Origin of the sequence: Lentzea sp. NBC_00516, from assembly GCF_036346835.1 — a bacterium.
Lineage (GTDB): Bacteria > Actinomycetota > Actinomycetes > Mycobacteriales > Pseudonocardiaceae > Lentzea > Lentzea sokolovensis.
Genome location: NZ_CP107840.1, coordinates 2,721,151 through 2,741,119 on the forward strand (window position 1 = coordinate 2,721,151; position 19,969 = coordinate 2,741,119).

At 68.6% G+C, this 19,969-nt stretch carries 21 protein-coding genes; 8 read left to right on the forward strand and 13 right to left on the reverse strand.

The window, feature by feature from the left end; translation table 11 throughout:
- Position 1: 1 nt before the first annotated feature.
- Positions 2-1,426 carry an ABC transporter substrate-binding protein gene (locus OG205_RS12185; RefSeq protein ID WP_330276324.1) on the reverse strand — a complete coding sequence of 475 codons (1,425 nt, stop codon included), beginning with the start codon at positions 1,424-1,426 and terminating at the stop codon, positions 2-4.
- A gap of 140 nt (positions 1,427-1,566) precedes the next feature.
- Complete coding sequence (locus tag OG205_RS12190) at positions 1,567-2,310, reverse strand: FadR/GntR family transcriptional regulator (RefSeq protein ID WP_330276325.1); 744 nt, start codon at positions 2,308-2,310, stop codon at positions 1,567-1,569.
- A 73-nt stretch (positions 2,311-2,383) separates the two neighbouring features.
- On the opposite strand from OG205_RS12190, the gene OG205_RS12195 reads away from it, so the two are divergent.
- The gene (locus OG205_RS12195; protein ID WP_330276326.1) at positions 2,384-3,541 is read left to right on the forward strand and encodes a mandelate racemase/muconate lactonizing enzyme family protein; all 1,158 of its coding nucleotides are present in this window, start codon (positions 2,384-2,386) and stop codon (positions 3,539-3,541) included.
- A gap of 71 nt (positions 3,542-3,612) precedes the next feature.
- Here OG205_RS12195 and chvE read toward each other — a convergent pair whose 3' ends face one another.
- The gene (gene chvE / locus OG205_RS12200) at positions 3,613-4,707 is read right to left on the reverse strand and encodes a multiple monosaccharide ABC transporter substrate-binding protein (RefSeq protein ID WP_330276327.1); all 1,095 of its coding nucleotides are present in this window, start codon (positions 4,705-4,707) and stop codon (positions 3,613-3,615) included.
- A 224-nt stretch (positions 4,708-4,931) separates the two neighbouring features.
- Here chvE and OG205_RS12205 point away from each other — a divergent pair, with 224 nt between their 5' ends.
- Positions 4,932-6,062, forward strand: coding sequence for a serine hydrolase domain-containing protein (locus tag OG205_RS12205; protein WP_330276328.1), 1,131 nt, complete (start codon positions 4,932-4,934; stop codon positions 6,060-6,062).
- Between the two features lie 80 nt (positions 6,063-6,142).
- Here OG205_RS12205 and OG205_RS12210 read toward each other — a convergent pair whose 3' ends face one another.
- The 5 genes from OG205_RS12210 to OG205_RS12230 form a co-directional block, all read right to left on the reverse strand.
- Positions 6,143-7,669, reverse strand: coding sequence for a non-reducing end alpha-L-arabinofuranosidase family hydrolase (locus OG205_RS12210; protein ID WP_330276329.1), 1,527 nt, complete (start codon positions 7,667-7,669; stop codon positions 6,143-6,145).
- Positions 7,670-7,973: 304 nt separating this feature from the next.
- Complete coding sequence (locus OG205_RS12215) at positions 7,974-9,572, reverse strand: SulP family inorganic anion transporter (RefSeq protein ID WP_330276330.1); 1,599 nt, start codon at positions 9,570-9,572, stop codon at positions 7,974-7,976.
- Complete coding sequence (locus OG205_RS12220) at positions 9,569-9,901, reverse strand: ArsR/SmtB family transcription factor (RefSeq protein ID WP_319979335.1); 333 nt, start codon at positions 9,899-9,901, stop codon at positions 9,569-9,571. The genes OG205_RS12215 and OG205_RS12220 overlap by 4 nt, the downstream gene beginning before the upstream one ends.
- 3 nt (positions 9,902-9,904) lie before the next feature.
- On the reverse strand, positions 9,905-10,081 hold the full coding sequence (locus OG205_RS12225; protein ID WP_330276331.1) for a hypothetical protein: 177 nt from the start codon (positions 10,079-10,081) through the stop codon (positions 9,905-9,907).
- Between the two features lie 64 nt (positions 10,082-10,145).
- Positions 10,146-10,766: a CBS domain-containing protein gene (locus OG205_RS12230; RefSeq protein ID WP_330276332.1), complete on the reverse strand. Its 621-nt coding sequence runs from the start codon at positions 10,764-10,766 to the stop codon at positions 10,146-10,148.
- 219 nt (positions 10,767-10,985) lie between these two features.
- Between OG205_RS12230 and OG205_RS12235 the strand changes: the two genes are divergently transcribed.
- Together OG205_RS12235 and OG205_RS12240 are read left to right on the forward strand one after the other, a co-directional pair.
- On the forward strand, positions 10,986-12,026 hold the full coding sequence (locus OG205_RS12235; protein WP_330276333.1) for an Acg family FMN-binding oxidoreductase: 1,041 nt from the start codon (positions 10,986-10,988) through the stop codon (positions 12,024-12,026).
- Between the two features lie 310 nt (positions 12,027-12,336).
- Positions 12,337-12,831: a flavodoxin domain-containing protein gene (locus OG205_RS12240; RefSeq protein ID WP_330276334.1), complete on the forward strand. Its 495-nt coding sequence runs from the start codon at positions 12,337-12,339 to the stop codon at positions 12,829-12,831.
- A 4-nt stretch (positions 12,832-12,835) separates the two neighbouring features.
- Here the strand turns inward: OG205_RS12240 and OG205_RS12245 are convergent, their stop codons facing one another.
- Positions 12,836-13,138, reverse strand: coding sequence for an HPF/RaiA family ribosome-associated protein (locus tag OG205_RS12245; protein ID WP_330276335.1), 303 nt, complete (start codon positions 13,136-13,138; stop codon positions 12,836-12,838).
- Positions 13,139-13,300: 162 nt separating this feature from the next.
- Between OG205_RS12245 and OG205_RS12250 the strand changes: the two genes are divergently transcribed.
- The 4 genes from OG205_RS12250 (at position 13,301) to OG205_RS12265 (ending at position 15,740) form a co-directional block, all read left to right on the forward strand.
- Positions 13,301-13,669 (forward strand): spore germination protein GerW family protein, encoded by a 369-nt coding sequence (locus tag OG205_RS12250; protein WP_330276336.1) that lies wholly within the window; start codon positions 13,301-13,303, stop codon positions 13,667-13,669.
- Positions 13,670-13,757: 88 nt separating this feature from the next.
- The gene (locus OG205_RS12255) at positions 13,758-14,309 is read left to right on the forward strand and encodes a hypothetical protein (RefSeq protein ID WP_330276337.1); all 552 of its coding nucleotides are present in this window, start codon (positions 13,758-13,760) and stop codon (positions 14,307-14,309) included.
- Positions 14,310-14,420: 111 nt separating this feature from the next.
- Positions 14,421-14,888, forward strand: coding sequence for a transposase (locus OG205_RS12260; protein ID WP_442916576.1), 468 nt, complete (start codon positions 14,421-14,423; stop codon positions 14,886-14,888).
- Between the two features lie 66 nt (positions 14,889-14,954).
- Positions 14,955-15,740: an IS3 family transposase gene (locus tag OG205_RS12265; RefSeq protein WP_330276338.1), complete on the forward strand. Its 786-nt coding sequence runs from the start codon at positions 14,955-14,957 to the stop codon at positions 15,738-15,740.
- A 78-nt stretch (positions 15,741-15,818) separates the two neighbouring features.
- Here the strand turns inward: OG205_RS12265 and ppk2 are convergent, their stop codons facing one another.
- From ppk2 to OG205_RS12285, 4 genes are read right to left on the reverse strand one after another with little or no spacing between them, the layout of a single operon-like run.
- Positions 15,819-16,610, reverse strand: a complete 792-nt coding sequence (ppk2, locus tag OG205_RS12270) for a polyphosphate kinase 2 (RefSeq protein WP_330276339.1) — start codon at positions 16,608-16,610, stop codon at positions 15,819-15,821.
- Positions 16,610-19,135 (reverse strand): cation-translocating P-type ATPase, encoded by a 2,526-nt coding sequence (locus OG205_RS12275; protein ID WP_330276340.1) that lies wholly within the window; start codon positions 19,133-19,135, stop codon positions 16,610-16,612. Before OG205_RS12275 ends, ppk2 begins: the two co-directional genes overlap by 1 nt.
- Positions 19,116-19,511, reverse strand: a complete 396-nt coding sequence (locus OG205_RS12280; protein WP_330276341.1) for a CBS domain-containing protein — start codon at positions 19,509-19,511, stop codon at positions 19,116-19,118. The genes OG205_RS12275 and OG205_RS12280 overlap by 20 nt, the downstream gene beginning before the upstream one ends.
- On the reverse strand, positions 19,508-19,957 hold the full coding sequence (locus OG205_RS12285; RefSeq protein ID WP_330276342.1) for a universal stress protein: 450 nt from the start codon (positions 19,955-19,957) through the stop codon (positions 19,508-19,510). The genes OG205_RS12280 and OG205_RS12285 overlap by 4 nt, the downstream gene beginning before the upstream one ends.
- Positions 19,958-19,969 lie beyond the last annotated feature (12 nt).

Genomic DNA, 19,969 nt, shown 5'->3' on the forward strand with positions numbered 1-19,969 from the left:
GTCACTGCTTGTAGCCCTGCTGCTCGAAGACCTGGACGATGCGGGTGTGGGTCGAGGCGACGGCGTCCGCCGGCTTGGTGCCCTGGATGACCGACTGCATCATGTCGGTGAGCAGGTAGGCGGCGGTGGCGGCCTGTTCGCCGGGGCTCGGCGCCTGGGGGAACTTGAAGCCGGTCCTGGTGGTCACCGGGAGCGGCGTGCGGGTCTGTTCCCGCAGCGCGGGGAAGGCCGGGTCACCGCTGGTGTAGTAGGGGTCGGAGTCCCACACCTTGTCCCACGAGGGGTTGACCAGGCACGGTGCTCCCTTCGCGACACCGAGCAGCGCGGTCCCGCTGACCATGTACTTCGCCACCAGCTTGGCGAGATCGGCGTTCTTCGCCCCCTTGAACACGACGAACGAGTTGGACTCGCCGAACGCGAGCGGCTTGTCGATCGCCGGTCCGGTGGCGCCGTTGAACGGGTGGGTGTTGGCGTAGACCGGGTTGTTCTTGGTCTTCGAGTCGGCGTAGACGCTGAACTGGTTGAGCGTCAGCCCCAGGATCTGGGCCAGCCAGTTCTCGTTGTTGCTCGAGTCGGTCCAGCTGCCGATCCCCGGCGGCAGCATCGGCGTGTACTTCGGGTTCGTGTAGATGTCGCCGATGAACGTGACGGCGGCGACGGTCTCCGGCGAGTTGAACACCACCTTCGTGCCGGTGTTGTCCGCGATCGCGCCGCCGTAGCAGTTGATGACGTTCGCGATGAAGCCGTTGGCGTCGCCGGAGCGGTTCACCGTCAGACCCCAGCCGAAGCGCTTCTTGGCCGGGTCGGAGACCTCCAGCGCGTTGTCGCGCAGCTCTTCCCACGTGTAGTGGGGTTTGAGCTCCAGCCCCTTCTCCTGGTACCAGTCCTTGCGCAGGTACATCGCGGACGCGATGAAGTGGTAGGGGATCGCGAACCAACGCCCGCCGAACACGCAGTAGTTGGTCGCCTCCGTCGCGGGCTCGCCGTAGAGCTTGCGCATCTCGTCGACCACGTCGGTGACGTCGGTGAGGGCGCCGAGGTTGTGGAGCTGCCCGACGAACCGCCGATCGCTCACGAAGGCGAAGTCGCGACTGGTGCCCGCCTTCACCTCGGCGTCCATCTTCGCGACCATGTCGCCGGCGTCACCGGAGACCAGGTCGTTGCGGACCGTGGTGCCGGTTGCCTGTGCGAACACCTGCAGCGACCTGTCCAGCGCCTGGTTGGCGGCCTCCGCGTACAGCTTCTGCGAGAGCATCCCCACCGACCCGCCTCGCAGCGACGCTGCCTGGTCGAGCAGTGCTTGGGGCACTTGGACGTCGACCTGCGGCGCGGGTGCGGCGCCTGGCCCGCACCCGGCGAGACTGAGCACGCCCAGCGCGCTCGCCCCGAGGAAGGTGCGCCTCGATAAGTCCGTTTTCTCTTCCATGACCACTCCTCTCACGTCCGGCGAGCGGACGCGTACCGACGGGGCGACGTTGCAACCGGCGGGACAACGAGGCGTGAGCCGCGCTGCCGGGTCGTTCATGAGCTGAAGAACGGTGAAGCGAAAGACTCTCGTGCGGTGCGCTAACGCCGTCGAGCGGCGCGTTTGGTCTGCTGCTCCTTCTCCGCGAGGAGATTGGAGTTGTTGGCCAGGTGCTTGCGCATCGCCGCGCGGGCCGCTTCCGGATCGCGCGCCACGAGTGCCTCGTAGATCTCCGTGTGGTCGCCGGTGGCCTTGCGCAGCGCGGCCGGCGCCTCGTTGGTGATGCGCCTGCTGGCCGTGCCCAGCCAGCGGGCGGAGTACATGATCCGGTCGAGAATGCGGTTGTCCGCCGCCCGGCAGATCTCCATGTGGAACTCGTGGTCGACCTCGAGGTAGGCGTTGGGATCCCCCTCGAGCGCCGACATGCGGTCGAGCTCGTCCTTGAGCCGCTCCAGCGTCTCGCCGGTGACGCTGGCCGCGGCCATCGCGGCGAGTTCGGGTTCGAGCAGCACGCGCATCTGGTGCAGCTCCTGCAGCAGCTCACCGACGATCTCGGTGGGCATCCACTCGATCAGCAATGGGCTCAGGTAGTCCCACTCGGCCGGAGGGCGCACGACGACGCGGCGGCCCTGCGCGACCTCGACGATGTCGAGCGAGGCGAGGATCTTGAGCGTCTCCCGCGCCACCACGCGGGACACCCCGAACTCCCGGGAGATGTCGAGTTCCGACGGAGCACGCCCGTCCTCGATCTCGCCGCTGACGATGCGCCGGGTCAGGTGTGCGGCCACCTGCACCGGGAGAGTCCGGACCTTGACAGCGTCCGAAGACTCTTGTCCCCTTTGCATGTCATCAGCTTATAGGACAAGTTGGACACAGCAACAGAGTCTGTTCTCTGCACAACCCAGCGGCGGGAGAGCAATGCGGATCGTCAACGTCACGACGGCGGTGGTGGACTACCACGGCCAGGCCACGCTGGTCCGGATCGACACCGACGAGGGCCTCAGCGGGTTCGGCGAGGCCAATCCCGACGCCGGCGCGGGCGCCGTCGTCGGAATGATCGAATTTCTGGCACCCCTCCTGATCGGCGAGGACCCGCGCAACGTCGAGCGGTGCTGGGAGAAGCTGCGCCGCAACAAGGTCTTCGCCGGCCCCCAGGGCGGGGTGTTCGTGATCGCCCTGTCCGGGATCGAGATCGCGCTGTGGGACCTCGCGGGCAAGGCCGCGGGCCAGCCGGTCTACCGGATGCTCGGCGGGAAGTTCCGCGACCGGATCCGCCTCTACGCCGACTGCGGTGACGGCGACGACCCGGCGGGCTCGATCGCCGGCTGCGTCGACCGGGCCCAGCGGATGGTCGCCGAGGGCTTCACCGCCATCAAGTTCGACATCGACGACCTCCACCACCCCGCCAAGTTCGACGACTTCAACCACACGATCAACGCCGCCGAGCTGCGCTCGATGGTCGAGCGCGTGGCGGCCGTGCGGGAGGCGATCGGTCCGGACGTCGACCTGGCCATCGACCTGCACGCCCGCTACGACGTGCCGAGCGCCTGCCGGATCTCGTGGGAGCTCGAGCCGTTCCGCCTGATGTGGCTCGAGGAGCCGCTGCCGGCGGAGAACGTCGACGCGCTGGCACGGGTGCGCGCGCAGACCCGCACCCCGATCTGCGCGGGCGAGAACCTCTACCTGCGGTGGGGATTCCGCGACCTGCTCGAACGCGGCGCCGTGGACGTCATCGAACCGGACGTGCCGAAGTGCGGCGGTCTCGCCGAAGCCAAGAAGATCGCCAACCTCGCGGAGATGCACTACATCCCGTTCGCACCGCACCTGGTGTCGACGCCGCTGGGCACGATGGCCACGTCGCACCTGTGTGGAGCCATCCCCAACTTCTTCGTCCAGGAATGGCACGCGCTCGAAGAGCGCGCGGTGTGGGACAGCTACGTCCACGCGCCCGACGGGAGCGGCTCGATCGTGAAGGACGGTTACATCACGCTGCCCGACACCCCCGGCATCGGCGTGGAGCTCGACATGGACGGCGTGCGGGCACACGCCGTCGCGGGCTACGGGATTTTCGAATAGCGGAGCCGGAATCCCTGAACGGCACCACGGCACAGGAGCGTGGCGGTGACGTCACCGCCACGCTCACGCGGCTAGCGGAGCTGGTCGTCGGTGTAGTACCCGGACTCCACGAGAACCTTGTGGCAGTTGACCTTGTCGACGCTCACCGGGTTCAGGAGGAACGCCGGGACGACCTTGACGCCGTTGTCGTAGTCGTTGAGGTTGTTCAGCTGCGGCGGCGTGCGGTCCCTCAGCACGGCCTCGGCCATCGACGCCGTGGCCTTCGCCAGTTCGCGGGTGTCCTTGTAGATCGTCGAGTACTGCTCGTCGGCGAGGATGGACTTCACCGAAGCGAGCTCGGCGTCCTGGCCGGTCACGATCGGGAACTCGGGGCCGTAGCCGCCGGTCTTCAGCGCGGTGAGGATGCCGAGGGAAATGCCGTCGTAGGGCGAGAGCACGCCGTTCACCTTGGCCTTGCGGTAGGTCGCGCCAAGGATCTCCTCCATGCGCTTGCGTGCGGTCTCGCCGTCCCACCGGAGCGTCGTGACAGCCTGGAACTCCGTCTGACCGCTGCGCACCACCAGCTTGCCGTTGTCGAGGTACGGCTTGAGCACGGACATGGCACCGTTGAAAAAGAACGCCGCGTTGTTGTCGTCCGCGGAGCCTGCGAACAGCTCGATGTTGAACGGACCCGCCGCGGGGCCGGGGCTGGCGTCGGCGTTGCGCAGGCCCAGTCCGGTCAGCAGCGACTCGGCCTGGTAGACGCCGACCCGGAAGTTCTCGAACGTCGCGTAGAAGTCGACGTTCGGGCTCCCCCGCAGAAGCCGGTCGTAGGCGATCACCGGAATCCTGGCGTTCGCGGCCGTGTCGAGCGGTTTGGTCAGCGCCGAGCCGTCCACCGAGGCGATGATCAGGAGCTTCGCGCCCTTGGCGATCTGGTCCTCGATCTGCTTCACCTGGGTGGGCACGTCGTTCTCGGCGTACTGGAGGTCGACCCGGTGCCCGCGCGACTCCAGGTCTCGCTTGATGTTCTCGCCGTCGCTGATCCAGCGCTCCGACTTGGTCGTCGGCATCGTGACGCCCACGAGCGCACCGTCACCGGGTTTGGGCTGATCACCGGCCGCTGGCCCGCCGCACGCCGCCGCCAGCAGCACGACAGCCAGCACAGCGAACCTCGGGAATACCATTCCTGCTCCTCGCGTGGATCAACGTTGACGGTCGCCACGGTTCGAGGCAGGCCGAAAAGGCGGCTTCGGTGTGACCCGCGCCACAAGCGGATGTGGACGTTAACAAGCGAACTTGGCCGAATCAAGCGAAGACGCGAAGACGTTGTCAGCCTTGCCAGTTCAGCGATTCGCATCTCGAATCACTCCTTGCACCTGACGCCGGCGTCAGGTTCTAACCTGGCGGCATGACCCTCTCCTCCGGCACGCACGACGGTCGCTTCGATGCCGTTCGCGCCGCGTTCGAGAACAACCTCGCCACCGGTGAGGAGCTCGGCGCTTCGCTCGTCGTGGACATCGACGGTGAGTCCGTTGTGGACGTCTGGGGTGGTTACCGCGATGCCGCGCGCACCGCCGGCTGGGAACGGGACACGATCGTCAACGTCTGGTCGACGACGAAGACCGTCACCAGTCTCGCGATCCTGATGCTGATCGATCGCGGACAGCTGGACGCACACGCTCCGGTCGCCCGGTACTGGCCAGAGTTCGCGGCCCGCGGCAAGGAGGCCGTCGAGATCCGCCACCTCCTGTCGCACACCTCCGGCCTTTCCGGACTCGAGCAACCGGTGAAGCTCACCGACCTCTACGACCCGGCGGACACGACGGCGCTCTTCGCCGGTCAGGAACCGTGGTGGGAACCGGGTACCGCGTCGGGTTACCACGCGGCCACCTACGGCCATCTCCTCGGCGAACTCGTCCGGCGGGTCACCGGCAGCACGCTGCGCGAGTTCGTCGCGACCGAGCTGAGCGGTCCACTCGCGGCGGACTTCCAGCTGGGCGCGGCCGAGGAGGACTGGCCTCGAGTCGCCGAGATCATCCCGCCGCCTCCGCCGTCGCGGCTGCCCGAGCCCGGCAGCATCGCGGCCCGGACGTTCGCGGGGCCGGCCGTGAGTGCCGACGCGGCCAACACGGCCGACTGGCGCAGAGCCGAGATCGGCGCGCTGAACGGCCACGGCAACGCCCGTTCGGTCGCCCGGCTCCTGTCGGTGATCGCCAGGGGCGGCAGCGTCGACGGCACCCGCTACCTCGGCCAGGCGACCCTGGATCTGATCTTCGAGGACCAGGCCGACGGCGTGGACCTGGTGCTCGGCATCCCGATCCGCTGGGGAACGGGCTTCGCGTTGCCGAAGAAGGAGACCCTGTCCTGGATCCCCGCCGGGAGGATCTGCTTCTGGGGCGGGTGGGGCGGGTCGATGATCATCGTGGATCTCGAGCGCCGCCTCACCATCTCGTACGCGATGAACCGCATGGCGCCCGGCATCATCGGCTCGGACCGCAGCGAGGCTTACGTCTCCGCCGTCTACGACGCGCTCGCCTGACTCAGGATCCACGAAGGCCGGCTCCCCCACCCGGTGAGGTGAGGAGAGCCGGCCTCGTTGGAACGACCTGCGTCAGACGCTCAGCGTTGCAGCGTCAGCACGCCCGGCCGGTACGGCAGGAGGCCGTAGTCACCGCCGGAGTTGGGGTTGCGACCCTGGTAGAGGAGCTGGAGGTTGCAGGGGTCGATGGTCTTGGTCTGGTCGGGGTTGGAGCGGATCAGGTCGCCGTGGCTGATGTCGTTGGTCCAGGTGGCGCCGCTGTTGGCCTTGCCGGCGAACGGGTTGCTCTCGGTGGCGGCCTGCGGTGTCCAGGAACCGCTGAGGCTGCTGGACGTGAACGAGCGGAAGTAGCGCCCGTTGTTGCCCATCGCCTCGACGATCATGAGGTACTGGTTCTGGCCCTGGACCTTGTAGACCTCGACGCCCTCGAACAGGTTCGCCGTCGTGTCGCTCATGATCTGCGTCCAGGACGAGCCGAAGCTGCCGGGGAAGTTCCCGATCGGCATGGTGGCCCGGTAGATCTTGCCGTTGTCACCGGCGAAGAACAGGTACATGTTCGTGTCGTCACCGATGAGCGTCTGGTCGATCGGGCCTGTGCCGGAGTTGGGAATGCTTCCGGTGAACAGGGTCTGCGCCGACGACCACCCGTTCGGGTTGGTGGGGTCGTTCGACGTCCGGTAGCTGAACGCGGTCCCGCCCCACTGGTAGGTGAGCACCCAGATGTTCTTCGGTGCGAAGTAGAACAGCGTGGGGGCGACCGTGCCCGCGCTCATCCCGTTCTGACTCGCCGAGGCCATGTCCGACCAGTTCGTGAACGTCCCGAAGTTCATCGAGCCCCAGGTCGTCCCCGTGTCGTGCGTCGTCGCGTAGACCAGGTGCTTGCCGTTGTACATGACGTGCGTGAAGTCCTTGAGCGACACCCATCCCTGCTTCGGGTTCGCGAGCGAGCCGGTCGACGACCAGCGGTAGCTCGACGGGAGCTGGCAGCCGCCGCCCGGCGGAGTGGTCGTCGTGGTGGTGGGGCCCGTGCCGCCACCGACGCGGACCAGCTGCCACTGCTGGTTGGTGCCGTTCCAGTCGCTGTACTGGACGACGTTCGCGCCATCGGCGGTCGAAGCGCCCTGCACCTCGACGCTCTTGTTGCTGTTGCGGTTGATCAAGCGCACGTAGCCGCTGTCGGAGTCGGCGAGGCGGAACTGCTGGTTGGTGCCGTTGCCGTCGGCCCACTGGACGATGTTGCCGCCGTCGGCGGTCGAGAAGTTGTAGACGTCGAGGACCTTGCCCGACAGCCGTGACTTCAGCCGGTAGTAGCCCCCGCCCGAGTCGGTGAACTGCCACTGCTGCTGGTTGCCGTCGTTGCGGGCCCACTGGGTGATGCGCGCGCCGTCGTTCGTGGCGAGGTTGTAGACGTCCAAAGCCTTACCGCTGTTGCGGTTGACCAGCACGTACCAGGCGGAGGTGTCGACGGTCGCCGCCGACACGGGTGTCGCGCTGAAAGCCGCCACGAGACCGCCCAGCAGGACGGCCACGACGGCGGTGACGCCGGCCACTCGACGTCGGCCGGCGCGGGAGACGGAGGTGGGCGGGTGATGGCCTGATCCGGCCATGAGTGTGCTCCTCTTCGTTGAGGTGAAGGAGAACTCGACCGGGGCACCGTTCGACCGGCCACTTGCGCCGAGTGGCCTATCGCGTTTTCTGAACGAACAGTGATTACGTCACAGAGGTGCCATTGCTGCGGATACCGGTCGCGTCCATCAAACTGTGGAGGACGATCTCCGTCCGGTCAAGAAGTGTCGAATGCATTCGACTGGGCACGCGAACAGATCGTCGAACATCTGTTAGCGCACTCATTCCGCGGAGAACTGTCGGGTGGAACCGAAGAAGAATCCACTTCCGCATTCTTGAACGCCGTCAGGGCAGCGTGCCGTTGCGGCGCAAGTGGTCTCGCGCGTGCTCGATGGCATCGGGTGTGCTGGCGAACGTGCGCACGCCGTGGGTCTCCAGCTGGTGACGGTGCTCGTCGCGCACGCCGGAGAGCAGCACGGTGACGCCCCTGTGCTCCAGTCGCTCGACGGCATCGCGCAGGACCAGCACCCCGGTGCCATCCATTGTGGACACGCGGGACATCCGCAGGATCACCACGGAGACCGCCGCGATCTCGGTGAGTTCCAGCAGGAAGCGATGTGCCGCGGCGAAGAACAGCGGTCCGTCCAACCGATAGGCGACGATGTGCTGGGCGAGCAGTTCGTGCTCCTCCAGGGTGTGATCGCCGGGCTCCAGCGGTTCCTCGTCGATCCGCGCCGACCTGGCGACCGCTCGCAGGGCCAGGGCTCCCGCCACGACGAGGCCGACGATCACGGCGGTGACGAGGTCGAGTGCCAGTGTCGCGATCGCGGTGAGGGCGAGCACCACCGCGTCGGAGCGGTTCGCGCGCATCAGGACCCGGACCGAACCGACCTCGACCATCCGCACGGCGGTGGCGAGCAGCACTCCGGCCAGCACGGCCAGCGGGATCCGTCCGACCACGGAGGCCGCGACCAGCATGATGGCGGCGAGCGTCGCGGCGTGGACCAGGGCCGCCAGTCGCGAGGTCGCGCCGGAGCGGACGTTGACCGCGGTCCTGGCGATGGCCGCGGTCGCGGGCACACCACCGAACATCGGCGTGATGACGTTCGCGATGCCCTGGCCGAAGAGCTCGCGGTCCGGGTCGTGCCGCTGGTTCACGCTCATGCCGTCGGCGACCGTCGCGGACAGCAGGCTCTCCAGCGCCGCGAGTGCCGCCACCGCGACCGCGGACGGCAGCAGCGACCACAGCGCGCCCAAGTCCAGAAAGGACAGCGACGGCGCGGACAGCAACGCGGGCAACGAGCCGATGCGGGGCACGGGAAGGGACCAGATCTCCGCCACCGCCGTTCCCACCGCCACGGCCAGCAGCGAGAACGGGATCGCCGGTTTCCAGCGCGCGCCGACGAGCATGATCACGACGACTCCGCCCGCGAGGGCGACGGCGGGCAGAGCGGGGCCGGACCCGAACGCGTGGACGGCGTTCACCACGACGTTGTGCCCGTCCGGGGTGGGCACGCCGAGTGCCGCGGGGATCTGCTGCAGCGCGATGACCGCGGCGATGCCGAGGGTGAAGCCCTCGACCACCGGAGCCGGCACGTACCGCATGTAGCGCCCGGCTCTGGCCACCGCCAACGCGAGCAGGAGCACGCCGGCCATCAGCCCGACGGTCAGCACGCCGCCCGGCCCGAACGTCGCGACGATCGGCACCAGCACCACGGTCATCGCGCCGGTGGGCCCGGACACCTGCAGGCTGGAGCCGCCGAAGACCGCGGCCAGGGTGCCCGCGACGATCGCGGTCGCCAGTCCCGCGGCGGCACCGAGGCCCGACGCCACCCCGAATCCCAGTGCCAGCGGTAACGCCACGACCGCGACCGTCAGGCCCGCGACGACGTCTCTCGGCGTCGCGGCCGACCAGTCCGCCTTCGCGGGCAGGAACGCTCTCACGCGGAGTCCTCGCGCAACTGCGCGAGCAACTCGTTCTGCCCGACCAGCAACTCGGTGAGAATCCTTCTGGCGGCCTTCATCAGATCGGCCACGTCCGCGCCCGCGAGCGCGTACACCACCGTCGACCCTTCGCGGGTCGCCGTCACGATGCCGGACCTGCGCAGCACGGCCAGCTGCGCGGAGAGGTTGGACGGCTCGACCTCGATCTCGGCCAGCAGGTCGCGCACCGCTTTGGGGCCGTCCTGCAACAACTCCAGCACCCGGATGCGCACCGGGTGGCCGAGCATCCGGAAGAACTCGGCCTTCGCCTGGTACAGCGGAACCGGCACCCCTCAGCCCTCCTCGGGCGTGCCGACCGGCACCCCGTGTTCGGCCGCCAGGCGCCGCAGGTTGGCGAGATCCGCGGCGTGCACGTCCGCCGCGTACTCGTCCTGCCGCTCCACCGCTTGCCGCACTGCTCGTTCCGCCTGCTCCACGCGGATGAGCAGGCTGTCCACGAACTCGTTCACGGGACCACGACCTGTCGACTTGAAGAATTCTTCAATTCGACACTCTACAACTCCGTCAACACGGTCAGCTGCCCGCGCGCACGGGTTCGGTGGAGAACTCGACGTCGGTCACGCCCGCGACCGCGCGGACCAGCACGTCGACCACGTGCCGTTCGGTGGCGCTGTTGCCCTTGTCCACGATGGACACCTTGCCGCCGGCGACCGCGACCTGCCACCGCTGCGCACCACCGACCATGCCGAGGCGGTGGTGGATCTCCGCTTCGATGACCCAGTCCGCGCGGGTGATGGAGCGCAGCATGTCGCGGCGGGTCACGATGCCGGCGAGGTGGCCCTCGTGGACGACCGGCACGCTGCGCACACCCTGGTCGAGCATCAGGCCGGCGACCTCGGCCAGGTCGGTGTTCGGGCTCACGGTCGCCGGGGACCTCGTCATCACCTCGGCGACCACGTCCGCGGGCGCGTGCCTGACTTCGACGGGTTCGCCGTGCACCAGTCCCCGCGGATCCTGAGGCAGGCGATCTCGCAGCAGATCGGCCTCGCTGACCATGCCGACCAACGCTCCGCGGGCGTCGACCACGGGCAGGGCGGTGAAGCCGCGTTCGGCGATCAACCGGGCCGCGTCACGCGCTGATGTGTCCTGTTCGACGACCACTACGTCCGTCGTCATCACGTCTCGAGTCCTCATGGCGCTCCTCAGCCGAAAATCTCGGTCTGGTGGGTGTGTGGGGTCGTTCCACTCGGGCCGCAGGTTGTTGTGCACGTCCACCACGCTCGGCAGAGCGCGGATCAGGCGTCCGGCGATCTTCGGTTCCTGTGCGACCAAGCCTCGTCGGCGCCGCAGCGGCCGGACACCTGCCAAGGGCCCGGCCAGACCAGGACGTAGTCCCCTCTCCAACGGCCGCTCGTGCTGCGAGCTTCACAGCAGGACTTCGACGTGGAGGTGAGCGGGATGGACCGCGGTCAGCCCGACGAGACGACGGTACGAGCGGCGGTGGCGCTGGCCGGACGTGCGCCGTCCGTGCACAACTCCCAGCCGTGGCGCTGGGAAATCGGTGCGCACAGCCTGCACCTGTTCGCCGACCGCACGCGCGGCCTGCCCGCGACGGATCCGCTGGGCGCCGACCTGGTCGTCAGCTGTGGGGCCGCGTTGCACCACCTGCGGGTCGGGCTCGCGGCGCTCGGCTGGCGCGCGAAGATCCACCGGCTGCCCAACCCAGGCCGGCCCGACCACCTCGCGGCGATCGAGTTCCAGCCGTTCGAACCGAGGGAGTCGCACGTCGCTCTCGCCGCCGCGATCCCGCGCAGGCGCAGCGACCGGCGCGCCTTCTCCTCCTGGCCCGCTCCCGACGAGATCCTCCAGCAACTCGTGCGGAACGCCCGCGCCGAAGGGGTGGACGCCCACGTCGTCACCGGCAAGGCGCACGACGAACTCCTGATCGCCGCCGCCAAAGCCGCCGGCATCCAGGAAGCCGACCCCGCCTGCCAGGCCGAGATCCGGCAGTGGAGCGGCGTGTATCCCGGCGCGTCGGCCGGTGTCCCCGCCGCGAACATCCCCGCGGGCTCCCACCAGTACGGCGACCTCCGGATGCGCGAGTTCGCCCCGGGATCGTTGCTGCAGGGTGGTCCGAGCCTGCTCGGTGAGGACGCGGGAACGCTGCTCGTGCTGAGCACGTCGTCCGACGACGACCTGTCGCGGCTGCGGGCCGGGGAGGCGACCAGCGCGGTGCTGCTGGAAGCCACCGCCGCGGGTCTGGCGAGCTGCCCGCTCAGCCAGCCGCTGGAGGTCGTGGAGACCAGGGATCTGGTGCGCGACGAGGTCCTCGACGGCGCTTCCTGCCCGCAGCTGGTGATCCGCGTCGGCTGGGCCGCGTTCAACTCCGATCCGCTGCCCGCGACGCCCCGCCGTCCCGTCATCGACCTCCTCCGCGACCAGGAGCGGACCTGACCACCCGCATCCGCGACTTCGACGAGGACGACGATCGGATCGGCCGAACGGCGGTTGTCGTTGCGGCAGGCCCGTTCGCGCCAGAACCGGAATGCACCGCCGGCCCTGTTGCGCGGGGAAACCCTTGAGGAGGCTGGAGAACGGCGGCGGCGCGCGGACGCAGATTGTCACGATCGAACCGAACCGCGTCGCCGCTCTTCGGCGTCCTCCGATCTGGAGGAGTCCATCCCCGCCACGAGACACCGGCGTCCCGTCGCCACTGAGCACAAGGGCTCTGTCCACCCCTGATCAACGCAACGATGGTGGTGGCATGACCGAGATCCTCGTCGCCTACGCGACCAAGATGGGTGCTACCAAGGAAATCGCCGAAGCGATCGCCACACGGATCCGCTCGGCGTCGCACGACGTCGTCGTGCTGGACGCCGCGGACGTCGGCTCCGTCGAGCCCTACAGGGCGGTCGTGCTCGGCAGCGCGCTGTACGCGGGCCGATGGCGGCGGGAAGCCGTGAAACTGCTGACCCGCAACGAGAAGCTCCTGCTGGACCGGCCGTTGTGGCTCTTCCACAGCGGCCCGCTCGGCACCGACCTCACCCCGCAGCGAGCGCCGCGCAAGGTGCGCGAGATCGCCGCCCGCATCGGTGCGGACGAACCCATCACCTTCGGCGGCAGGCTCACGCCCGAGACCGCGGCCGGCTTCATCGCCAAGAAGATGGCGCAGGGCCCGATGGCAGGCGATGTCCGGGACTGGGACGAGATCGAGCGCTGGGCGTACACGATCGCCCAACGGCTCGTCGCGGCGCGCTGACTCCTCAGTTGTGCATCTTCAGCAGCTGGCGGTGCAGGTGGTCCCGGACGGCGTCGATCGCCTCGGTGACGGTGCCCGCCTCCGCCTGCGCCACCACGCGGGTGCCGTTGACGTCGAGGTTCGCGTGCACCTCGACCGTGCGCGGACCGGGGTTCGCGATGCGGACGTGCGCGTAGTTCGTCGGTTCGGGTGCGAACCTGGCGAGGGGCGCGATCCGGTCGTGCGCGTACTGCTTGGCGTCCGGCGAGGTCTGGTCACCGGCGTCGACCACGACGTTGGCGATCTCCTGCTGTCCTGCGTGCTTCATCAGTTCTCCTTCAGCCCAGGTCCGGCCAGGCTGGTAGCGATGAGGACGGCGGTCGCAGTGCTGCCCGCACACCGTAGCCCGACGCGGCCACTCCGAGCAGCGCGAACATCGGCACGACCACGCGGAGTCGAAGGACCCTGCCCGGCAGGGTCCGTTCACCGGATGCTGGGGCCGACGACCGACGAACCGGGAGTGCTGATGAAGATCGAGGAACTGATCGCCAGCGTCAAGAACTCCGTGGAGGCGAAGCGGGTCTACGCCGATCCGTACGAGCGCAACGGGGTGACCGTCATCGCCGCCGCGTCCATCTCTGGCGGCACCGGTGGTGGCTCAGGGCGGGACGAGAAGGGCCAGGAGGGCGAGGGCGGCGGATTCGGGATCTCCGCGAAACCGACCGGGGCCTACGTGATCAACGGAGACGACGTCCGGTGGGTGCCCGCCGTCGACGTGAACCGGCTGATCGCCACCGTGGGCGCCGTCGCGGTCGCGGTGATCTTCGTGGCCGCCCGTTTCCTGAAGTCCCGCAGATGACGTCCCGGCCGGGTCGGGACCAAGGTCTGCGTTCGCGGACGACCTTCCGGACAAGACTCGAACCAGAAGAACTTCCTGGGAGGTAAAGATGTCCGCTGTTCACGCTCCTGTCCGCACCCGAACCGGAACGGGTGCCGTGCCCCTCGCGGTGCTGCGCATCGTGACCGGGTTGCTGTTCCTCTGGGCGTTCGTCGACAAGGCGTTCGGTCTCGGCTACGCCACGCAGCCCAAGAACGCGTGGTTCTCGGGAGGCTCGCCCACGAACGGCTTCCTCAGCCGGGTCGCCGTCGGGCCGTTCGAGACGCTGTTCCACGACATCGCCGGGGCCTGGTGGGCCGACCTGCTGTTCATGGCAGGCCTGCTCGCGGTCGGTGTGGCACTGGTGCTCGGCATCGGCCTGCGCATCGCGGCCGTCAGCGGTTCGCTGATGATGGCGTTCATGTGGGCCGCGGAATGGCCGCCGGCACAGCACACCTCGACCGGCGAGGCGACGATGTCGACCAACCCGCTCATCGACTACCACGTCGTCTACGCCCTCGTGCTGATCGCCCTCGCGGCCACCGCGTCCGGCGTCACGTGGGGCCTGGCGCACTGGTGGAACGACCTGGCGGTGGTCAAGGCGAACCCTTGGCTGCGGTGAACTACGAGAGAAGTGAGCGAGGGCGCCGCGTTCTGAACCGCTCCCCGGTAGTTGGACTGGGAATCCAGTTCCGACTCTCCGGGGAGCGGTTTGTTGCATCCGCGTAGTTCGTTGAGTGAGTGGCAGCGGGAGTCTGCTGTCGCGTTGTTCGAAGCCGGGCATGGCGAGAAGGCTGTCGCGACCCGGCTGGGTGTGTCGCGGTCGGCGGTGCGACGCTTGCGTGATCGTTGGAGGCTGCGAAGCGCGGGAGCGTTGGTGTCCATGCCGGGTAAGCGGTCGTTCACGTTCGAGTTCAAACTCGGGATAGTGCGCCGGTTCGTCGCGGGTGAGGCGACCGCGATCGAGTTAGCCCGCGAGCATGATCTGGCCTCACCCAAGCAGGTCGAGACCTGGGTCAGGTTGTATCGGCGTGACGGTGAGGACGGGTTGCGGCCCAAGTCGAAAGGCCGGCCTGCCAAGCCTGTCGACCCGTCCGGGCTCAGCGAGCTGGACCGCCTGAGGCAGGAGAATCTGGAGCTGTCCGCGAAGGTGGCGTTCCTGGAAAAACTGCGGGCCTTGAAGGAGCAGGGGCGAGAGTGAAGACCCAGGTCATCGCCACCCTCAAGGCCGACTATCCGCTGCCGGTGCTGCTGGCGGCCGCCGGGCTTGCCCGCTCGACGTTCTTCTATCACCAGGCCAGACCCACCCGACCCGCAGGCCGAGCTCAAGACCGCGATCACCGAGGCGTTCGAGTCCGCCCACGGCCGCTACGGGCATCGGCGGGTTCACATCGTGCTGGCACGGCAGGGCCGGCGGGTGACCAAGAAGACCGTGCTGAAGCTGATGAACGTCCTCGGCCTTGTCTGCAAGGTGCGGCGGCCGCGGCGGTACCGGTCCTGGCTGGGACACACCGGCACGGTCGCGGACAACGTGCTCGGCCGCGAGTTCAGCGCGTCCGCTCCGGACACGAAATGGGTCACTGACGTGACCGAGTTCCGGATCGGCGTGGACAAGCTCTATCTATCCCCGGTGATCGACCTGTTCGACCGGTCTGTGATCGCCTACACCTACGGCCCATCACCGACACTGGAACTCACGAACTCCGCGCTGCGCAAGGCGATCGCGACCCTGCCCACCGAGGCCGGCGCCCGGCCGCTGATGCACTCCGATCAGGGTTTCCAGTATCAGCACGCCTCCTGGCGCACCCTGCTGACCGACGCGGGCTTGACTCAGTCGATGTCGAGACGGGGCAACTGCCTCGACAACTCCCTAGCCGAGAACTTCTTCGGTCACCTCAAGGAAGAACTGTTCCACCACAACAAGTTCGACACCATCGCAGAGTTCACCGCGGCACTGCACGACTACATCGGCTGGTACAACACCACCCGCATCTCGACCACGCTCAACGGCCTGAGCCCGGTCCAATACCGAGCCCAGGCCCTCGCGGCCTAACCTTCAGTTAGCCAGTCCAACTTCTGGGGACCAGTTCAGTTCGCGGCGCCCTTTCTCGTTCGTACGTCCACAGACGTCTCAGACCAGTTTGGCGGCGTGATCCGGTACTTCCCGCTGCAGAGCGCGGGCCGTGCGCTGGTAGCCGCTCGACGGTGGCCGCGCGGGCAGCTTGATCTTCGGCGCGGCGACCTCCTGGTAGTCGATCGTGCCGAGCAGGTGGGCGATCATGTTGATCCGAGCCCGCCGCTTGTCGTCGCCTTCGACCGCGTACCAGGGTGATTCGGCGATGTCGGTGTGGACCATCATCTCGTCCTTGGCGCGGGAGTAGTCCTCCCAGCGCGTCAACGACTCCAGGTCCATCGGCGACAGCTTCCAGCGCTTCAGAGGATCGTCGAGGCGCTTGCGGAAACGGCGTTCCTGCTCGGCGTCGCTGACCGAGAACCAGTACTTGCGCAGCAGGACGCCGTCCTCGACGAGCATCCGTTCGAACTGCGGGCACTGCCGGAGGAACAGCCTGTGCTCCTCCGGTGTGCAGTAGCCCATCACGCGTTCGACGCCCGCGCGGTTGTACCAGCTGCGGTCCAGCAGCACGATCTCGCCCGCCGCCGGCAGATGTGCCGCGTAGCGCTGGAAGTACCACTGGGTGCGTTCGCGTTCGCTGGGTGCGGGCAACGCCACGATGCGGGCGACGCGCGGGTTGAGGTGCTCGGTGATCCGCTTGATCGCCGAGCCCTTGCCCGCCGCGTCCCGGCCCTCGAACGCCACCACGAGCCGGGCGCCGGTGGCCTTCACCCACTCCTGCAGCTTCACCAGCTCGGTCTGCAGCCGGAGCAGCTCCTGCTCGTACACCTCGCGTCCCAGCTTGGCCATCAACTGCCTTTCCCGTGACGCTGCCGCCACTTCTCCAGCTCCACGACGACGTACGCCGCCGCACTCAGCATGAAGACCACGAGCCAGGGCTGCCACCCGAGCGGTTCGGTGTGGAACAGGTCGTTCATGAACGGCACGTAGGTCAGCAGCAGTTGCAGCGCCACGGTCACGCCGACGCCCACCCACAGCCACCGGTTCGGCCCGGTGCTCGGCCGCCACTTCTCCAGCGAGCGGCAGTTGACCAGGTAGGCGATCTGGGCGCCGACGAACACGTTCACCGCCACCGTCCGCGCGACCTCCAGCGTGGCACCCGACGCGAGCTGCCAGCGGAACGCGCCGAACGAGCACGCGAGCAGGATCGCCGAGACGAACACGATCCGGCCGACAAGCCGCCGGGTCAGCAACGGGAGCGACGGTGGCAGCGGCGGGCGGCTCATCACGTCCGCCTCGCGCGGTTCGAACGCGAGCGTCAGTCCCAACGCGACCGCGGTGGTCATGTTGATCCACAGGATCTGCACCGGCAGGATCGGCAGTGCCGTGCCGAGCAGGATCGCCGTCAGGATCACCAGGCCCTCGGCCATGTTGGTCGGCAGCGTCCAGATGATGAACTTGCGCAGGTTGTCGAAGACCGCGCGGCCCTCCTCGACGGCGGCGCGGATCGAAGCGAAGTTGTCGTCGGTCAGCACCATGTCGGCGGCCTGCTTGGCGACCTCGGTGCCGCCCTTGCCCATCGCCACGCCGATGTCCGCGCGGCGCAACGCGGGTGCGTCGTTCACGCCGTCGCCGGTCATCGCGACGACCTCGCCGCCGGCCTGGATCTCCTTGACCAGCCTCAGTTTCTCCTCGGGTGCGACGCGGGCGTGCACGTCGGTGATGCCGAACTCCTCCGCGATGGCACGGGCGGTGGCCGGATGGTCACCGGTGATCATCCTGACCTCGATGCCGGCGGCCTGGCAGGCGCGCACGGCTTCGATCGCCTCGGGCCGCGCCGGGTCGTGCATCGCGACCAGGCCGAGCAGGACCACGTTGTCCCGCAGGCCTTCCTCCGACAGCTCCACGCCTGCCGCGCGTCCGATGGCCAGGACCCGCAGGCCGGCGGCGGCCAGTTGTTCGGCTTCGACCCACCTGTCCTGCCCGGCGAGGGCGAGGATCCGTTCGACCGCGCCCTTGACGTAGACCACGTCGGTGGCGTGCCGGGTCGCCATGAACATCCGTTCCGAGTTGAACGGCAACACGTCCACCCTGGCGGGTACGTCGCTCTCGTCGAGCCCGGCTTTGCGCGCCGCCACGACGAGCGCGGCCTCGGTCGGATCACCGATCGGGAGCCAGCGCCCACCGTCCTCGACGATCCGGGCGTCGTTGCACGCGAGACCCGCCAGCAGGCACTCACGCAAGGCAGGAGTGACTTCAGGCGTGATGGCACCGGCCGGCTCGTACCCGATGCCGGACAGGTCGTGCCGTGTACCTCCTGCGACGACCGTGTTGACCGTCATCGCGTTGGCGGTCAGCGTTCCCGTCTTGTCGGTGCAGATCACCGTGGTGCTGCCCAACGTCTCGACGGCGGGCAACCTGCGGATGATCGCGTTGCGCTTCGCCATCCGCGCCACCCCGATGGCCAGCGTCACGGTGACCGCGGCGGGCAGGCCTTCCGGGATCGCGCCCACGGCGAGCGCGACGGCCGCGGTGACCATCTCCGCGAGCGGTTCGCCGCGCAGCAGGCCGACCACAACGCTGAACGCCGCGAGCCCGAGGATCACCACGGTCAGGATCTGGCTGAACCGCGTGAGTTTGCGGGTCAGCGGGGTCTGCACGGTGGTGGTCGTGCTGACCAGGTGGTGCACGCGGCCGATCTCGGTGTCCGCGGCGGTCCCGACCACGACACCGCGCCCTCCCCCCGCGGTCACGAGCGTGCCGGAGTAGGCCATGTTGGTCCGGTCGGCCAGCGCGGTGTCCGAGGGCAACTCCCCCGGACTCTTCGCCACCGGCAGGGACTCACCGGTCAGCGCCGACTCGTCGACGCGCAGCTCCTTCGTGGTGACCAGCCGGAGATCCGCGCCGACCTGGTCGCCCGCCTCCAGCACGACCAGGTCGCCGGGCACGAGCTCCGCGGACGGAACGCGTGCGGTGAGACCGTCGCGCACGACGGTCACCTCGGTGCGCACCATCGCCGTCAGGGCGTCCAGGGCCCGTTCGGCACGCGCCTCCTGGACGAACCCGATGACGGCGTTGACCACGACGACGGCGAACACCACGGAGGCGTCCACGACCTCGCCCAGCGCCGCGGTGATGCCCGCGGCCACCAGCAGCACGTAGATGAGCGGGTGGTGCAGCTGTCCGAGCAGCCGCACCACCCAGCTCTGGCCGCGCACGGCGGCCAGCTCGTTCGGCCCGTGCGCGGCCAGCCGGTCCCGCCACTGGGTGGTGGTGAGTCCGGCCGCCTCGTCGGTCTCCGCCATCAGGACGACCTCGGCCACCGGCAGTCCGTGGTGGACGACGTCCTCGCGGTCAGCCGTGCTCAGCGGCATGGCCCACTCGCAGGTGCGGGTCGTCGTGGCTGATGGCCCGCAGCACGTCGAGCCGGGTGACCACGCCGATGACCCGGCCGTCGTCGAGCACCGGCACGCAGAGCACCTCGTAGCGGGTCATCGCCTCGAAGAGCGTCGCCACGTCGAACTCCGGCCCGACCGTCAGCGTCGGCTGCGCCATGACCTGTTCGACCTTGAGCGAGCCGCCCTCACCGCGGCGGCAACCGGCTTGGGTCACCACGGCGACGAACACGTTCCCGTCGACGACGGGCAGCATCGTCAGGCCGAAGTCGTTCATCAGCCCCTCGGCGTGGCGGGCGAAGTCACGCGGTCCGACCGTGACGAGGGGACGGACCATCGCCTCGGCGGCCTTCATCGCGTGGTCTCCGCGAGCTCGCGGTCGTTCACCGGGATGACGACGATCGGCGCGTGTGCGTGCCGCACGACGTGCGTGCTCGTCGAGCCGAGGACGATCTGACGGATCCGGTGCCCGGTGTGCGAGGCGACGACCAGCATCGCGGCGCCCTCCGAGGCCTTCTCGAGCGTCTCGGCCGCGTCGCCGCGCAGGCTCGTGCGGATGATCTCGGGCAGATCCTGACGCTGCTCCGAGGCCTTCCGCACCGCCTTCTCGATCAACGTCTCCGACTCGGCCCGCACGCGCTGTTCGGTGGTCTCGGTCCAGTCGGCGAGCGCCTCGAAGGTCCAGGCGTGGACGACGTGCAGCGGGCATCCGCGCACGACCGCCTCGTCCAGTGCCCACTCCAGCGCTCGGTCCGACGCGGGCGTTCCGTCGACGCCCACCACGATCGGCTTGGTGCTCATGGCTCTTCTCCT

Excerpts from the sequence above, each read along its gene's own strand:
- OG205_RS12185 (WP_330276324.1), bottom strand. The coding sequence starts at position 1,426 with ATGGAAGAGAAAACGGACTTATCGAGGCGCACCTTCCTCGGGGCGAGC.
- OG205_RS12190 (WP_330276325.1), bottom strand. The coding sequence starts at position 2,310 with ATGCAAAGGGGACAAGAGTCTTCGGACGCTGTCAAGGTCCGGACTCTC.
- OG205_RS12195 (WP_330276326.1), top strand. The coding sequence starts at position 2,384 with ATGCGGATCGTCAACGTCACGACGGCGGTGGTGGACTACCACGGCCAG.
- chvE (WP_330276327.1), bottom strand. The coding sequence starts at position 4,707 with ATGGTATTCCCGAGGTTCGCTGTGCTGGCTGTCGTGCTGCTGGCGGCG.
- OG205_RS12205 (WP_330276328.1), top strand. The coding sequence starts at position 4,932 with ATGACCCTCTCCTCCGGCACGCACGACGGTCGCTTCGATGCCGTTCGC.
- OG205_RS12210 (WP_330276329.1), bottom strand. The coding sequence starts at position 7,669 with ATGGCCGGATCAGGCCATCACCCGCCCACCTCCGTCTCCCGCGCCGGC.
- OG205_RS12230 (WP_330276332.1), bottom strand. The coding sequence starts at position 10,766 with ATGAGGACTCGAGACGTGATGACGACGGACGTAGTGGTCGTCGAACAG.
- OG205_RS12240 (WP_330276334.1), top strand. The coding sequence starts at position 12,337 with ATGACCGAGATCCTCGTCGCCTACGCGACCAAGATGGGTGCTACCAAG.
- OG205_RS12245 (WP_330276335.1), bottom strand. The coding sequence starts at position 13,138 with ATGAAGCACGCAGGACAGCAGGAGATCGCCAACGTCGTGGTCGACGCC.
- OG205_RS12250 (WP_330276336.1), top strand. The coding sequence starts at position 13,301 with ATGCTGGGGCCGACGACCGACGAACCGGGAGTGCTGATGAAGATCGAG.
- OG205_RS12255 (WP_330276337.1), top strand. The coding sequence starts at position 13,758 with ATGTCCGCTGTTCACGCTCCTGTCCGCACCCGAACCGGAACGGGTGCC.
- ppk2 (WP_330276339.1), bottom strand. The coding sequence starts at position 16,610 with ATGGCCAAGCTGGGACGCGAGGTGTACGAGCAGGAGCTGCTCCGGCTG.
- OG205_RS12275 (WP_330276340.1), bottom strand. The coding sequence starts at position 19,135 with ATGCCGCTGAGCACGGCTGACCGCGAGGACGTCGTCCACCACGGACTG.
- OG205_RS12280 (WP_330276341.1), bottom strand. The coding sequence starts at position 19,511 with ATGAAGGCCGCCGAGGCGATGGTCCGTCCCCTCGTCACGGTCGGACCG.
- OG205_RS12285 (WP_330276342.1), bottom strand. The coding sequence starts at position 19,957 with ATGAGCACCAAGCCGATCGTGGTGGGCGTCGACGGAACGCCCGCGTCG.